Consider the following 15,072-nt stretch of genomic DNA (forward strand, 5'->3'; position numbering starts at 1 on the left):
AGTTGTAGCCTCCCGTGTATTAAACTTGGGAGGTTTTCGTTGTTTAAGGTGGGGTGTTCAAGGACACTTTATAAACAATTGAACAGTATATTACGGAGGTTCATAAATGAAGCACTCCTTTATTCGTTTTTTAATAGTCGGGGTCATCAATACGATTGTAGGTTTAACCACAATGTACATGCTGCTTAACGGGTTACGTTTATCCTACTGGTGGTCTACCCTACTAGGCAATATCGTCGGGGCAGGGATCAGTTTTATATTAAACAGAAATTTCACCTTTAAAAACGAGGCAGCGATTGGCGGCAGCTTAGTTCGGTTTGTCATTGTGATTGGTATTTGTTATTTTGTTTCTTACTCTTTAGGATTGAAACTGGCTAATTGGTTTTTAGATAAATTGACTTTGTTTCCGAAGGAGTTTGCAAAGGATTTAGCTGTTTTACTAGGGACTGGTATTTATACTATTATGAATTATTTAGGTCAGAAGCATTTTGTTTTTAAAGGTGCAGAAAAAAGTAAAACGGACCCCAATGTTATTACATAGGGGATCCTTTCAAATTAGCAAATACACGTTTTCCTCTTAACGCCAATTTTATCTCGTTCTGCAATTTTTTTAATATAATCTGTTGCTAATGGTACCTTACAAGCTGTTTTTCCGACATCAACGTGGACCTTACCAATTTTCTCTGCCACAAGTTTGGCTTCTTCGTGAAGTTCCGTCACATAGGCACCGACACTAATAACAAACCCATTCATCACATAGCGAACACGGTTTTTCTCCTGATGGATTGTAGACTGGACCTGATCTAGTAGGCTCCGAATCTCCACAAGATCGAGCAATTCGTCAGGAGTTATGGAGAGATAGTTTGAATAGGTACTCCACCCAGCAACAGCAATCATTTCCTCATCCGATTTCATCCATTCCCGAGCCAGTTCCAGCACAAACAGGCTTTCAGCAGCAACTCCGGCAACCGTGTATTCGGCGAGCATATACCAATCGGCTTTTTGAACCCAACGCTGGAGAGATTCTTTGGTTATTAATTTTGGGTTGATTGAAAGACCGGCCAGGTACATTGCATCACTATTCCCGGTTTCGTATAAAGCCAGCGCCAAGTCTTGATCCTTTTTTACATTTTTGACGAGTTTTTTTAAATCGCCGACTTTTACTCCAAGTAAAGGCCCGCGTGCCCCATGATTGATAAATATCTTCTTCGTTTGTTCCGAACCGAGCTCCTCGAGAGTCTGCATAATCTCATCTAATTTCATTTCCTGCCCTCCGGCTTTTCTCTTATTTTATCATCATTATGGAAATTTTTCTGTTATCGCATTCATTAAACCTTTTTAGAAAATATTAAGATTAGCCAATTTTAAGAGAAAAGGGGATACGGATGGGAGAACTATTTAAGTTATTAAAGCGTGGAAATAAATCGGCAATGCTGGCGGCTATTGTGAATACCGTTATTGCTATTATCAAAGGCGTAGCTTATATGTTTACCGGAAATGTAGCGATGTTTGCGGAAACCATGCATAGTTTAGGGGACGCTGCAAACCAGTTTTTTGTGTTTATCGGTTCGGCTTTAAGTAAAAAAGCCCCGACGGAAAAATTTCCAAACGGATTTGGCCGCCTTGTCAATCTAGTTTTGCTAGGTGCAGTGTTGATTGTCGGGATTATGGCGTTTGAAACGATTAAAGAAGGATATCACCACATGGTTCATCCAACTGTGTCTGGCGGTTTTATCATCAATATTATCGTTTTAGGGGTGGCGACCATCCTTGAGACTTTTGTTCTTTTTAAAGCGATGAAAGAGGTCCTCCATGAAATTGGCCTGGAAGCAAGCGGTCCTGGCGTATTTGCTAAGAGCTTTGCCAATCTGGGTAGAGCCAAGCCGGCGACGAAGCTTGTATTTATGGAGGACCTTGTTGCAACCATGGGTGGTTTGCTGGCCATTATCGCAGTAGTTATTGCCCATTTTTCCAACATCCATTGGCTCGAGGGATTAGCTTCCATTTTGATTGGAGCCATGATGTTTTTTGTGGTCGGCAGGGTCTTTTTGGACAATGCAGCAGGGGTAATTGGCCAAGCCGACGAAGAAATGGAGAACAAAATTGGCTCGCTTGTTATTGCAAATCCAGATGTCAAGGATATTCAGGGAATTACCGTCATCAAGGAAGGGGAAGACCTTCATGTTGAATTGGAGATCGAAGTCGACCCACAGCTAACAGTTGCGGAGGCGGATGATATTAGAGACCGCTTAGCGGAAAAAATATTGGCTGAAAACGGCGTAGTCGATGTCAAGATTGAAATTGATGAAGAAGACGAAGTTATGCATTGGGAAAACAAACCCCGGCCAACTGTGTAGCAGGTCCATTTTCCTGACGGTTTGTTCTTTATAATGAAAATTTGGTGTTTTTTAGGTGCATCTTATTGATGCACAAGAACCGTCCCCATGCTTCACTTTGTATAAAATGGATGAATTACAGGGATTATATTCTTAGAGTACTTTTTTTAGGGAGGCTTACGTATGTCTGAGCGCAGCATTAGGTTGTCAAGTTCGGAAATTGCCGCATTATGGGCTACGTATATACAGGAAAACATGACGGTCTGTTTGCTCACCTATTTCCTGCATCACAATCAGGATGTGGAAATTAAGCCGATCCTTGAGAGGGCATTTCAGAATTCGGAAACACACCTTCAACAAATTACGGACATTTTTGTAAAAGAAGGCATTCCAATACCTGATGGTTTTTCAGAAAAAGATGTGAATTTGGCGGCCCCGCCTTTATTTTATGATATGTTTGGGCTCAGCTTCGTTTATTCCTTGACCCGTCTAATGATGATTAATGGGAGTTTTTTGACGGCTAATGTTGCCAGGAAGGATGTTTTGGATTTTTTTATCACGATGAACTACAAATCAACCGAACTTTATAGGCAAGCAACTGAGTTAATGCTGTCAAAGGGGATTTTTGACCGTCCGCCATATGTTCCGTATCCGGATAAAGTGGAATATGAAGACAAACTTTCCTATATAAGTGGTTTTGGAAAAAAAAGGCCATTAAATGTAGCTGAAATAATGGAGATTTTCTTTAATATTGAGCGAAATTATTTTTCGGTATTGCTCTGTATGGGCCTTCTTCAAGTGGTTAAGGATAAAGAAATTCATCACTTTATTAAGGAAGGAAAAAAAATCTCTGAACAACAAATTAGAACGTTTAATGATATATTGATGAAAGAAGAGCTGTATGGCATTATTACAACCAATATTGAAGTGACGGATTCAACCGTCTCTCCATTTTCTGATCGGCTGGTTGTTACCCTTTTTCATTCCTTAAACGGCATTGATATCGCCCTGCTCGGTCATGCGGTATCGTTATCGATGAGAACGGATTTAGTGGCCTACTATCAGAAATATATTGCTGAAATTCTTTTATACTCTGCTAAGGGAGTGGACCTTTTAATGGATCGCGGCTGGTTCCAAAAACCGCCTCATGCTCCTAGCAGAATAGACCTTCAAAAAATAGACTAGGTTCGAGCAGTGTGCAGTGAACCTAGTCTATTTTCTTACCTATTAAAGACTCCAGGTTATTCCCACGGTTTTTGCGTTGTAAAGTATCCGGCCAGTTCTTTACTGTGTCTCCGATGTTCTTTCCGTTTTTCGGCCCTTTCTTTCCCTGTATCGTATAACTTCTTTTCTTCCTCAGTCTCAGGGATGATACCAGGGACTTTGGTTGGCTTGCCATCGTCATCTAATGCCACAAATGTTAAAAAAGCAGTGGCGGCAATTTTTCGATCACCGGAAATCAGGTTTTCGGCAATAATTTTCACAAAAACCTCCATTGAAGACGTACCAGTCCAAGTGACAAACGATTCGAAGCAGACCGAATCCAACGGTGTAATCGGTTGAAGGAAGTCGACGGAATCGGTCGAAGCAGTCACACATTCGCTTCGTGAATGTCTAGTTGCTGAAATCGATGCAAGCATATCAACATCGCTCATCAGCTTCCCGCCAAACAATGTATTATGGTTGTTGACATCGTTCGGGAATACCCGACTGGTCCTGACTACTCGAGACTCATTGCATGTTTTAGCTTCCATTATATAAAAAACCTCCATTTGCTTAACTATTTCTATTTTGCCCTAATTTCGTTCAATTTTTAGTGAAAATTCAGCGATTGTGGTACATTACAATATAATAGCACTTTCCAGGAGGTTTCAAATAAATGAGCATGCAGGCACAAATTATGAAGGATTTAAACGTCTCTCCCAACATACAGCCGAAAGAAGAAGTCCGGAAGAGGATCGATTTCTTAAAAATGTATTTAACCAAAACGAAGGCAAAAGGCTACGTGCTTGGAATCAGCGGCGGTCAGGATTCCACGCTGGCAGGACGCCTGACGCAGCTGGCGGTCGAAGAGCTGCGAAATGAAGGGACGGATGCCTTATTCATCGCTGTCCGCCTGCCATATGGAGTCCAGCAGGATGAGGAAGACGCGAAGCGGGCGCTAGAATTTATTCGTGCCGATCGGGAAATGGTGTTTAATATTAAAGGAGCGGTGGACGAGGTCCAGAAGGAATACGACACAGCTACACCAACACAGCCGTTGAGCGACTATCAAAAAGGAAATGTTAAGGCTCGAATGAGAATGATTGCTCAATACGCCGTCGGCGGGATGGAAGGGCTGCTTGTAATCGGGACAGACCATGCAGCTGAGGCGGTCACTGGTTTTTACACAAAATACGGGGACGGCGGGGCTGATGTTCTGCCGCTGACCGGCTTATCCAAAAGGCAGGGCAAGGCACTTCTGAAGGAATTGGGTGCAGACGAACGTCTATATTTAAAAGTCCCGACTGCCGACCTGCTCGACCAAAAGCCTGGTCAGGCCGATGAAACGGAGTTAGGCATTACCTACGATGAACTCGACGATTACCTCGAAGGCAAACAGGTTTCTGAGGAGATTGCGGAAAAAATCGAGCAGCGCTATATCTTGACTGAACATAAACGGAGACTTCCCGCCAGTATGTTTGATGAATGGTGGAAGTAAGAACACCAAAATGAGACTGCCCGCTTAAATGGCAGTCTCATTTAAATCAACCCACTTTTTGCAGCCGCAAATGATCAGCAATCAGTGCAATAAATTCACTGTTCGTCGGCTTTCCTTTTAAAGGGCTTACAGTGTTGCCGAAGACCAGATTTAAATGCTCGATACTGCCGCGGTTCCAGCCCACCTCAATCGAATGCCGGATGGCTCTTTCAACCCGGCTTGGGGTAGTATTGTACAATTTGGCGATGGCCGGATAAATCAATTTTGTGATCCCGCCTAATAATTCCACATTGCGGAACACCATTTGGATGGCTTCCCGTAAGAAAATATACCCTTTTAGGTTTGCTGGAATTCCCATCGAGCGGAGCACATCGGTGATTCTTATTTCTAAGCTCTCGCCGCTCTTATTCTCGTTCGCCGGTTTAGATTCTCTCGAGATTTTTATTGAATAACTTTCGTTTGAACAAATCGTTCTAATTGTATCGGATAACTGAGATAGCTCAAATGGCTTTAACAGAAAATAAGATACCCCTAACTCATTTGCTTTCTTAATGATATCCTCTTTTCCAAAGGCCGTTAACATTAAGACTTTGGTCGAAATATGATCGGCATAAAGTTTTTCGAGTAAAGAAAATCCGTCGGTATGAGGCATGATTAAATCCAGAATGACCACATCTGGCTGTTCCCGTTTGATCAACTCCAAGCCCTCCATGCCATTATGGGCGATTCCGACCACCTTCATATCGACTAGTTTTGACAGGTATTCATTAAGTATTTCCGTTAATTGAAAATTATCATCTATAATTCCAATTTTTATCATAATTAACCAATTCCTTCCTAAGTAAATCCCGCTACTTAGTATTTTTCGATAAATTTCGTTAGGAGACAAGTAATATTTTCCAACAAAAAACTTAGTATTTATATAAAACCCCTATGGTATTTGTTTGTTCCTGTCGAACTTTTAGCTTTATTGTAAAAATAAAATGGCTATTGAACTAGACTGTACTATTCAATTTCGGTATTAATGTCTAATCCAAAGATAGTATAGAAGGAAGGAACTTTTAATACATAAGTCCTATATTGAAAGCGATTGCTAAATAGTCATAAAAATGCAACAATTACAGATGCTGTAAGGGGCATTTCCCGTTTTATAATAAAATCATAACGGGGAGGTGTACCTAAATGAGATCCCATTTAACGGAGGGTAAATTTCTAGTTTATTCAACCATTGCGATCATCCTGCTGTTAGCCGTTCATTTATTTCAGCAGAAAATCATAACCCTGTATAATCCGGAAAACTACGTTGGCTTCCATTTCATCTTAGAGGTTTTCAGCATCTCCATATCTGCGGCCATCTTCCTGTATGCTTTAAAAACCTATGGGAAAACTCGGTCGAGAAGGATGCTGCTGCTTGCCTTTTCTTTCTTTATCGTGGGGGCACTAGATACAATCCATACCTTGTCCTTTAAGGGTATGCCTTTTTTCTTTACCGAAAGCTCTGTTGCAAAAGCTACTTGGTTTTGGGTAGCAGCAAGGGTTTTTCAGGCGCTGTTTATTTTTCTGATTCTTCTTCTCCCCGACAGAACACTAAAAAAAGACTATCGATGGCCAATGTTTATCTTTGCCACAACCTTGGTTGTGCTCATTAGTTCCATTTTTATTTTTTTCGAAAAAAGCCTTCCGTTGCTGGTGATTGAAGGAAAAGGAACAACGCCGTTGAAAAATGGCTTTGAGTATTTTGTCAGCTTCGTACAGTTTGTTTCACTCATTATTACCTTGTATCAATATTATATGGAGAAAAGCGAAGCGAAACTGGCAATCGCCCTGGCACTTGTCTATCTATTGCTAACAAGCTTAATTTTTACCGTCTATCAAAGTGTCTTTGATTTAGACAATTTTACTGGTCATTTATTCAAAACGATTGGATTTTACTATATATTAAGAGGTTTTTATTTTATCAGCAGCGAACAGGAGCACGAGAATCAAAAGGAAAAAACGATTATCAAGCAGCTGCCTGGCTTTGTTTTTAAAGCTATAAAAAGCGAGAGTGAATTTATTCTGACTTATGGGGAAGGAAATATGACTGAACATTTGGGCCATGATCAGAAAAACCTGCTGGGGCAGCCGCTAGCTAATGTTTTTCCGGATTCTCAAGGTATTCTTAGTGATTACTGTCGCTTGTGCATAAACAGGCAAGAGGAGCGTACTTTTGAAATAGACCTAAATGAGAAGGTATTGTTATTTTCCATTACACCATTTGTGGAGAACGATCAAGATGTCATTCTCGGTACAATCGTGGATGTAACCGGAATGTATCAGGAGCCTCCCTCCAAACTGAACGCCATTATATAAGAAATTTTAACCTATCAGAACCATTCTGATAGGTTTTTAATTTTTATAAAAGGGCAAAATAAACCCATCACTTTCATGGGATTAGCAAAACTCAAACTTAGGAGGTAACCATCATGAAAAAACTATCCATCATTTTCGCGTTGCTGTTGAGCTTCATGCTTGTTTTGGCAGCCTGCGGCAAGGATGACAAGGCCGATAAAAATAAAAAGACGGACAATAAAACGGCAGAGAAAAAGGACAACGACTTATTAGCAAAGGTTAAGGATGACGGAAAAATTTTAATCGGAACAGAAGGGACATACCCGCCATTCACCTTCCATGATACAAGCGGGAATTTAACTGGATTTGATGTGGAGCTTGCCGAAGAGGTGGCCAAGCGGATTGGCGTAAAAGCAGAGTTTAAGGAAACCCAGTGGGATGCCATGTTTGCCGGCCTTGATGCAAAGCGATTTGACATGATTGCCAATGAGGTCGGAATTCGTCCTGACCGTCAGGAAAAATACAATTTCTCAGATCCGTACATTACATCTGCTGCTGTTTTAGTTACCAACAAGAGCAATACAAAGGTTAAATCATTTGAAGATATAAAAGGATTAAATTCCGCGCAATCATTGACAAGCAACTATGGCGATATGGCGAAAAAGTACGGCGCAAATCTTGTGGGTGTGGATGGCTTCCAGCAGGCAGTAGAGCTGCTTGCACAAAATCGCGTCGATGTTACGATTAATGATAAAATTGCTTATTTGGATTATACAAAGCAGAAGCCAGATGCACCGATTAAAATTGTGGCTACTGGTGAAGATGCGTCATCAAGCGGATTTATGTTCCGTAAGAAAAGCGACACGCTTGTTGATTCCGTAAACAAGGCCTTAAAAGACATGGTCGATGACGGCACCTACAAAAAAATCTCCGAGAAATGGTTTGGTGTAGATGTACTTAAATAGTATTTTCGCTGACCCGGAACGAACGGCCCGGTTAATGGATATCGCCAAAACCTCCCTCCAGCCAATGCTGGAGGGTGCAATTATGAACACGATTCCCTTAACCATTATTTCGTTTATTGTCGGGATCATTTTAGCTGTATTGACAGCCCTTGCCCGAATTTCGCAGGGGAAAGTATTGCGGGGGATTGCCGGAGTTTATGTATCCGCCATCCGCGGTACGCCTCTGTTAGTGCAATTATTTATCATCTTCTACGGGCTGCCGAACGTCGGAATTACACTTGATCCGTTTATATCTGCCGTCATCGGTTTTTCGTTGAGCGTCGGGGCATATGCATCGGAAATTATCCGCGCAGCGATTCTTTCGATCCCAAAAGGACAGTGGGAAGCCGGCTATTCCATTGGCATGACATACGCACAAGCTTTAAAAAGAATCATTTTGCCGCAGGCTGCGAGAGTATCCGTACCGCCATTATCGAATTCATTCATTAGTCTTGTTAAGGATACTTCACTCGCTTCTCTCGTGCTTGTAACGGAAATGTTCCGCCGCGCTCAGGAAATCGCATCCCGGAACTATGAATTTCTGTTGGTCTATACCGAAGCAGCCCTCATTTATTGGGTTATTTGCTTTTTCTTGTCTGTGCTCCAACAATACATGGAAAAGCGGCTGGATCGGTATGTGTGATGAAACTTTTCGCTAAAATATGGTGAAATTTTCGCAGAATCAATGACAAAAGGAAATTTTTATACTTAAAAAGGGTATCATTTACGATTTTTTGCATTCGATAAGATTCTATCAGCGAATTTTACGGGTCTATCAGCGAATTCGGCCGTTCTATCAGCGAATTTCACCGTCCTATCGGCGAATTGAGCTATTCTATCAGCGAATCGATTATTAATGACCTTTTTTTAGAAAAAACCCGATTGAAAAAGGGAGTTTTCCAATGATTTCAATTAAAGGATTACACAAGCAATTCGATCAATTAGAAGTACTAAAGGGAATCGACCTCGAGGTGGGGAAAGGTAAGGTTGTGGTTGTGATTGGTCCGTCCGGATCGGGGAAAACAACGATGCTTCGCTGCCTGAACGTACTTGAGATTCCCACAGAAGGTATTATTTCTATTGAAGGCAACAGTCTTGATTTTTCAAAAAACGTTTCGAAAAAAGGCATCGCCTCGTTTCGCCGCTTGACTGGAATGGTGTTTCAAAACTATAATCTCTTCCCGCATAAAACGGCTCTTGAAAATGTTATGGAGGGGCCGGTGGTGGTGAAGGGGATGGAGAAATCAAAAGCACGCGAGAAGGCAGCGGCCCTTCTTCAAAAAGTTGGCCTCGGCGATAAAATGGATTACTATCCTTCGCAGCTATCGGGCGGCCAGCAGCAGCGGGTCGGAATTGCCCGGGCCTTGGCAATGGAGCCGGAGGTAATGTTGTTTGATGAGCCGACATCAGCGCTCGACCCTGAGTTAGTAGGCGAGGTGTTAAAGGTCATGAAGGACCTTGCCCAAGAAGGGATGACGATGATTGTAGTTACCCATGAAATGCGTTTTGCCCGTGAGGCAGCAGACGAAGTCATCTTCATGGATGGCGGCGTCGTTGTCGAGCGAAACAAACCTGAAGAAATCTTTACCAACCCGAAAGAGGAACGTACCCGGAGGTTTTTGAATATGATTCAATAAGTGCTTCAGCCGAGGGCTGGGGCACTTTTTGTTGTGCGGTTGGATTGGTCTGTTCTAATTGTCGTATAAACCTAGTTTACTGTCGGATAACTCGCTCTTACTGTCGTATAAACCTGGTTAACTGTCGGATAGCCCGGTCTTACTGTCGTTAAACAGATTCACTGTCGGATAACCCAGTTTTACTGTCGCATAAACCATTTCAACTGTCGCTTAAGATTTTTATGAAAAATTTCATAAATAATCCCCAAAAAGTGAAACTTTTCCCTTTTTTATCCGTATTATTGACTATACATATGACAGAGGAAAGGGACGGATGCCCTATGCTCAAATGAAAACAAACTTTCCCCATTATGAAGGAAAAGGATGATGCACATGGAACTTTTCGGCTTGCCAATAGCCACGATTTATTTGTACGGTCTCATCATTTCTGGAGTATTAACTGTTTTATACGTGTTATTTGCTGATGTGTTTCATTTTGACACAGGCGACGGCGGTCTGCACTTTCTCAACCCTGTCCTTGTCTTTGCTTTTGTCACGGTCCTGTCTGCGAGCGGTTACCTGTTTGAAAGGCTGTCGGCCCTTCATTACCTACTGATCCTAGGAATATCAGCTGTTATCGCATTTATAGTCGTTACTTTATTAAATGTATTTGTTCTTGTACCGTTGTCCTCCGCTGAGGAATCGCTTGTCTATAAAGAATCTGATTTAAGAGGCCGGATTGGCACCGTTATTACGCCGATTCCTGCTGATGGCTTTGGCGAGGTTATCATTGAAAATGCCAGCGGACGGATTGCCAAGCCTGCCACAAGCTTTGAAGGGGAATCCATACCAAACGGTGTAAAAGTGCTCATTGTTCAGGTGAAAAATGGTGTCCTTGAAGTAACCATTCACCAGGAACTTGAAAGCTTTTTATAAAAGAGAGAGAACGAGGAGGTTAAAACATGGAATTTGGTTTTGTATGGGTAATTATTGGGATTGTCGCACTTATCTTAATTGCATTAATCGGAGTATTTATTACCAAGTATCGGACGGCTGGGCCGGATGAGGCACTGATTGTAACCGGCAGTTTCCTCGGAAACAGAAATGTCCACGTCGACGAATCGGGCAACAAAATAAAGATCATTCGCGGTGGCGGTACGTTTATTTTACCAGTTTTTCAACAGGCAGAACCGTTAAGCTTGTTATCTAGCAAACTAGAAGTAACGACTCCGGAGGTTTATACAGAGCAGGGCGTACCGGTCATGGCTGATGGGGTATCCATCATCAAAATTGGCGGTTCCATCACCGAGATTGCCACAGCTGCTGAACAGTTCCTCGGCAAGCCGAAGGAAGAAAGAGAAAATGAGGCAAAAGAGGTTCTCGAGGGCCATCTGCGTTCCATTCTTGGTTCGATGACAGTCGAAGAAATTTATAAAAACCGGGACAAATTCTCGCAGGAAGTGCAGCGTGTGGCATCACAGGACTTGGCTAAAATGGGTCTTGTCATTGTCTCATTTACGATTAAAGATGTTCGCGATAAAAACGGTTACCTTGAGGCCCTTGGTAAGCCGCGGATTGCCCAAGTGAAGCGAGATGCTGACATCGCTACAGCTGAAGCAGAAAAAGAAACCCGCATTAAAAAGGCGGAGGCCGATAAGGAAGCGAAGCGTTCAGAGCTGGAGCGGGCAACAGAAATCGCCGAGGCTGAAAAAGTCAATCAGTTGAAAACAGCGGAATTCCGCCGTGAGCAGGACATCGCCAAGGCCCGTGCCGACATGGCTTACGACCTTGAAAGCGCCAAGGCCAAGCAGGACGTAACCGAGCAGGAAATGCAAGTTAAAATCATTGAAAGGCAGAAGCAAATTGAACTCGAGGAAAAAGAAATCCTTCGTCGTGAACGTCAATATGATTCTGAAGTGAAAAAGAAAGCCGACGCCGACCGCTATTCAATTGAACAGTCTGCTGCGGCAGAAAAAGCCCGGCAAATTGCTGATGCGGAAGCGAATAAATACCGGATTGAAGCGATGGCGAAAGCGGAGGCGGAGCGCGTGCGTTTGGACGGTCTTGCTAAAGCAGAATCGCAAAAGGCACAGGGTCTTTCTGAAGCCGAAATCATCCGCATGAAAGGTCTTGCCGAAGCGGAAGCGAAGCAAAAGATTGCGGAAGCATTCGAACAATTCGGCCAGGCTGCGATTCTCGATATGATCATTAAAATGCTTCCAGAATACGCGAAGCAGGTGGCAAGCCCGCTATCCAATATTGAAAAAATTACGGTCGTGGATACAGGCGGCGGTTCCGGCCCAAATGGCGGTGCCAATAAAATCACCGGCTATGCTACTAACCTGATGGCCAGCCTGCAGGAGTCATTAAAGGCATCAAGCGGTTTGGATCTGAAAGAGCTGATTGAAAACTACTCCGGCAAATCGAACGTAAAAAGAAGCATTGAGGAATTAACAGACGAAATTAAAAAGAAAGATTAATAGAAAGGGGCTGACCGGCTTAACTGCGGTCGCCCCTTTTTCAATTTGCACAGGATGAGCGAAGTCTAGGAGTCGCAGCGGGATTCAACCCGAACACCACGGCTAACTCAGGACTTACCTCCCCTGTTTTTCAATAAAATTGTACATCGCGCCAATCATTCCAGCATCATTTTGATACTTGCAACGCTCAACCGGTATCTTAATCCTTTTCCACCAAGGGAGCTGGTCAAGTTTATGATTGATTTTACTAATCAATCCTTGTTGGGCGATTACTCCGCCGCCAATTAAAATCTTTTGCGGGTTTAAGGTTGCGGCCAGATTGAAAATTCCATAACTTATGTGTTGAACCCACTCATCAACTAGTTTTCGTACCGAACTATTTTTCTTGGATTCCAGAAACACTCTTTCTCCTTCAATATGTTCGTGCTCACTAATGCCCTTTAGGTGTTTATAGGCTTTAATTAAGGCATTCGTAGAAGCATTGGTATGCAATATGTCAAAGTTATAATTTCCTGCTCTAGTAATCATAAAGCCAATTTCTCCGCCCCTAAAGCTGTGGCCATGTAAAAGGCTCCCGTTTACAAAGATACCGCCGCCAATTCCGGTACCAATGGTCATACAAATAAAGTCGCTGCAATCTTTGGCGTTGCCGCTTACTTTTTCAGCTAAGGCCGCACAATTTCCATCATTTTCAACTTCAACTGGCAGATAAATTCTTTTTTCTAATAGCTTTTTTAGGTTTTGATGATCCAGCGCTGTGACCGCGCCCCCGCTTTCTGAGTAACCTGTATGCGGATTGATAAAGCCAGGTAAGCTAATCGCAACACCGCTCACTTGATGAGTTTGGGTATACATATGAATTGTTTCTGCCATTTCTTTTAAAAATAGGTCCAGGTTCGTGCAATTGGTATTGTAGCTGTCCTTTGAAAGAATGGTTCCATTTCCTAACAATAGCCCATGCTTTACTTTTGTCCCGCCAACATCAAAACTGATATATTTTTTAGCTTCAGTCCCATCCATCTCAAAACTAGTATACTCTTTCACCTTTTATCCTCCTATTTGCGATTATCAAGCCCAGAAATTTGACTAATAGTCCCCTCATCCGAAGTAGGCTTCTCGAATTCCTTGTATATTTGTTTTAAAACATTATCTGATAACCGCTTTAAAATTCTGTTTCGTTTTTTACAAGTTTCATAATCAGTATCCACATAGAAAACTTCCAAAGTAAGGCCAAATTCCTTTGCTACCCGTCTCCATCTTTTTCGTCTGTCTCTCGTTCTGTTGGTGGTATCAACGAGCACATCATGTCCGCTTTTCAGCAATGTCCGGACCATGAGTTCAGCGTTTTCCCACACGAGAGGTTCTTCCTCTGCTTTATAAACTTGGCCATGTAAAGCAAGCCTAAGATCATCGAGAGATACCCGTACCCAACCTTGCTTCTGAAGAGTTTTACCGTAGGTTGATTTTCCGCTAAGCGGCATCCCGCACATAATTCCCAGTTTCACTGTTCATCCCCTCCAAAAAAAAATTCCTGCCTGTATTCGAAATGACAGGAACAGACACATCTTCACTTAAGCAGCAGGTTCTCTATTTTATTGAATGCGAATGAGCATACATTTGAAAGGTACAAAAAACTATGTTGAATTAATCGAAATATTAAGCTTGGGTGTGATACAAGCCGTTTCCATCCCATATCGGTTCACATAAGTATAAAAGAAACTTCTAATGTCCACTTAGAAGAAAAATGTTCGGTTGTTTATTAACAATCAGAAGAAGGTGAGAAAAAGTTATGGTCAGGAAAGCAATCATTCCTGCTGCAGGGTACGGCACGCGAAATCTTCCAATTACAAAAGTAATACCGAAAGAAATGCTGCCTGTGGGTTTAAAACCGGCCATTCATTATATTGTCGAGGAAGCAGTTCAATCGGGGATTGAACAAGTACTAATCATCACTTCAAATTCAAAAAACGCGATTATGGACTATTTTGATCATTCATTGGAGTTAGAGACATTGTTAAGAAGCAAAAACAAAGAATATTTGCTTAAACATTTGGAACTACCAAAAGTAGAAATTTTTTATACAAGGCAGTCCTATGCAAAAGGTCTTGGGGACGCGATTCGGCTAGGCAAAGAGTTTGTCGGAAACGAACCGTTTGGTGTACTGCTTCCGGATGATTTTGTCATTTCGAGCGAAGCCCCTGCTCTTAAACAATTAATTGATGTCTATAAGGAGACAAATAGCAGTGTTATCGGATTAAAACAAGTTCAACAAGAGCAATTAAAAAATTATGGTGTCATTCAATGTTCCAGTAAAACAAATCCAATCGAAATCGAGAATATTGTGGAGAAACCTAAAACAGACCCACCTTCTGATATGGCTGTTATCGGGAGATATATTTTCACCCCAGAGATATTTAAATGTCTGGAGGGAATAAAAGCAGGGGTCGATGGGGAAATTCAGCTGACTGATGCTATTAAAAACTTGCTTGGCACAGAATCCATCTATGGAAAAATCATTTCCGGAGATCGTTACGATATTGGGGTTTTGGATGAATACGTTGAACTAATGAAAATCATGAGCAAAAGATAAAAAAGGGAGAAAAA

The 15,072-nt window shown here is 42.1% G+C and carries 16 protein-coding genes; 11 read left to right on the forward strand and 5 right to left on the reverse strand.

The features are described from left to right. Nucleotides 1-106: 106 nt before the first annotated feature. The gene (locus ACNQGS_RS18070; RefSeq protein ID WP_491488541.1) at nucleotides 107-541 is read left to right on the forward strand and encodes a GtrA family protein; all 435 of its coding nucleotides are present in this window, start codon (nucleotides 107-109) and stop codon (nucleotides 539-541) included. A 14-nt stretch (nucleotides 542-555) separates the two neighbouring features. On the opposite strand, the gene ACNQGS_RS18075 is transcribed toward ACNQGS_RS18070, so the two are convergent. Beyond that, the gene (locus ACNQGS_RS18075; RefSeq protein WP_491488542.1) at nucleotides 556-1,263 is read right to left on the reverse strand and encodes a DNA alkylation repair protein; all 708 of its coding nucleotides are present in this window, start codon (nucleotides 1,261-1,263) and stop codon (nucleotides 556-558) included. Nucleotides 1,264-1,385: 122 nt separating this feature from the next. On the opposite strand from ACNQGS_RS18075, the gene ACNQGS_RS18080 reads away from it, so the two are divergent. Continuing rightward, nucleotides 1,386-2,357 carry a cation diffusion facilitator family transporter gene (locus ACNQGS_RS18080; protein ID WP_491488543.1) on the forward strand — a complete coding sequence of 324 codons (972 nt, stop codon included), beginning with the start codon at nucleotides 1,386-1,388 and terminating at the stop codon, nucleotides 2,355-2,357. 162 nt (nucleotides 2,358-2,519) lie between these two features. Then, nucleotides 2,520-3,521 (forward strand): DUF3231 family protein, encoded by a 1,002-nt coding sequence (locus ACNQGS_RS18085; protein ID WP_491488544.1) that lies wholly within the window; start codon nucleotides 2,520-2,522, stop codon nucleotides 3,519-3,521. Nucleotides 3,522-3,577: 56 nt separating this feature from the next. On the opposite strand, the gene ACNQGS_RS18090 is transcribed toward ACNQGS_RS18085, so the two are convergent. Next, nucleotides 3,578-4,090, reverse strand: a complete 513-nt coding sequence (locus tag ACNQGS_RS18090; protein WP_213144285.1) for an acyl-CoA thioesterase — start codon at nucleotides 4,088-4,090, stop codon at nucleotides 3,578-3,580. Between the two features lie 125 nt (nucleotides 4,091-4,215). On the opposite strand from ACNQGS_RS18090, the gene nadE reads away from it, so the two are divergent. After that, the gene (nadE, locus tag ACNQGS_RS18095) at nucleotides 4,216-5,037 is read left to right on the forward strand and encodes an NAD(+) synthase (protein ID WP_491488545.1); all 822 of its coding nucleotides are present in this window, start codon (nucleotides 4,216-4,218) and stop codon (nucleotides 5,035-5,037) included. A gap of 46 nt (nucleotides 5,038-5,083) precedes the next feature. Here nadE and spo0A read toward each other — a convergent pair whose 3' ends face one another. Next, entirely contained in the window at nucleotides 5,084-5,857 is a 774-nt protein-coding gene (gene spo0A / locus ACNQGS_RS18100) for a sporulation transcription factor Spo0A (RefSeq protein WP_491488546.1), read from the reverse strand. A gap of 362 nt (nucleotides 5,858-6,219) precedes the next feature. Between spo0A and ACNQGS_RS18105 the strand changes: the two genes are divergently transcribed. From ACNQGS_RS18105 to floT, 6 genes are all read left to right on the forward strand, one after another. After that, a complete protein-coding gene (locus ACNQGS_RS18105; RefSeq protein ID WP_491488548.1) occupies nucleotides 6,220-7,389 on the forward strand; it encodes a membrane-associated sensor domain-containing protein in 1,170 nt (389 codons plus the stop codon). Between the two features lie 113 nt (nucleotides 7,390-7,502). Next, nucleotides 7,503-8,333, forward strand: a complete 831-nt coding sequence (locus ACNQGS_RS18110) for an amino acid ABC transporter substrate-binding protein (RefSeq protein WP_491488549.1) — start codon at nucleotides 7,503-7,505, stop codon at nucleotides 8,331-8,333. Next, nucleotides 8,320-9,015, forward strand: coding sequence for an amino acid ABC transporter permease (locus ACNQGS_RS18115; protein ID WP_213117796.1), 696 nt, complete (start codon nucleotides 8,320-8,322; stop codon nucleotides 9,013-9,015). Before ACNQGS_RS18110 ends, ACNQGS_RS18115 begins: the two co-directional genes overlap by 14 nt. Nucleotides 9,016-9,274: 259 nt before the next feature. Next, nucleotides 9,275-10,009 (forward strand): amino acid ABC transporter ATP-binding protein, encoded by a 735-nt coding sequence (locus ACNQGS_RS18120; protein WP_491488550.1) that lies wholly within the window; start codon nucleotides 9,275-9,277, stop codon nucleotides 10,007-10,009. 372 nt (nucleotides 10,010-10,381) lie between these two features. After that, nucleotides 10,382-10,924, forward strand: a complete 543-nt coding sequence (locus ACNQGS_RS18125; RefSeq protein ID WP_491488551.1) for an NfeD family protein — start codon at nucleotides 10,382-10,384, stop codon at nucleotides 10,922-10,924. Between the two features lie 26 nt (nucleotides 10,925-10,950). Then, a complete protein-coding gene (gene floT, locus ACNQGS_RS18130) occupies nucleotides 10,951-12,468 on the forward strand; it encodes a flotillin lipid rafts scaffold protein FloT (RefSeq protein WP_464491437.1) in 1,518 nt (505 codons plus the stop codon). 114 nt (nucleotides 12,469-12,582) lie between these two features. On the opposite strand, the gene ACNQGS_RS18135 is transcribed toward floT, so the two are convergent. Then, entirely contained in the window at nucleotides 12,583-13,512 is a 930-nt protein-coding gene (locus tag ACNQGS_RS18135; RefSeq protein WP_491488552.1) for an ROK family protein, read from the reverse strand. Between the two features lie 11 nt (nucleotides 13,513-13,523). Further along, nucleotides 13,524-13,973: an AAA family ATPase gene (locus tag ACNQGS_RS18140; protein ID WP_491488553.1), complete on the reverse strand. Its 450-nt coding sequence runs from the start codon at nucleotides 13,971-13,973 to the stop codon at nucleotides 13,524-13,526. A gap of 284 nt (nucleotides 13,974-14,257) precedes the next feature. On the opposite strand from ACNQGS_RS18140, the gene ACNQGS_RS18145 reads away from it, so the two are divergent. Beyond that, nucleotides 14,258-15,058 (forward strand): UTP--glucose-1-phosphate uridylyltransferase, encoded by an 801-nt coding sequence (locus ACNQGS_RS18145; protein ID WP_491488554.1) that lies wholly within the window; start codon nucleotides 14,258-14,260, stop codon nucleotides 15,056-15,058. Nucleotides 15,059-15,072 lie beyond the last annotated feature (14 nt).

The sequence above is a fragment of the Neobacillus sp. PVCKKU3 genome (assembly GCF_058323225.1).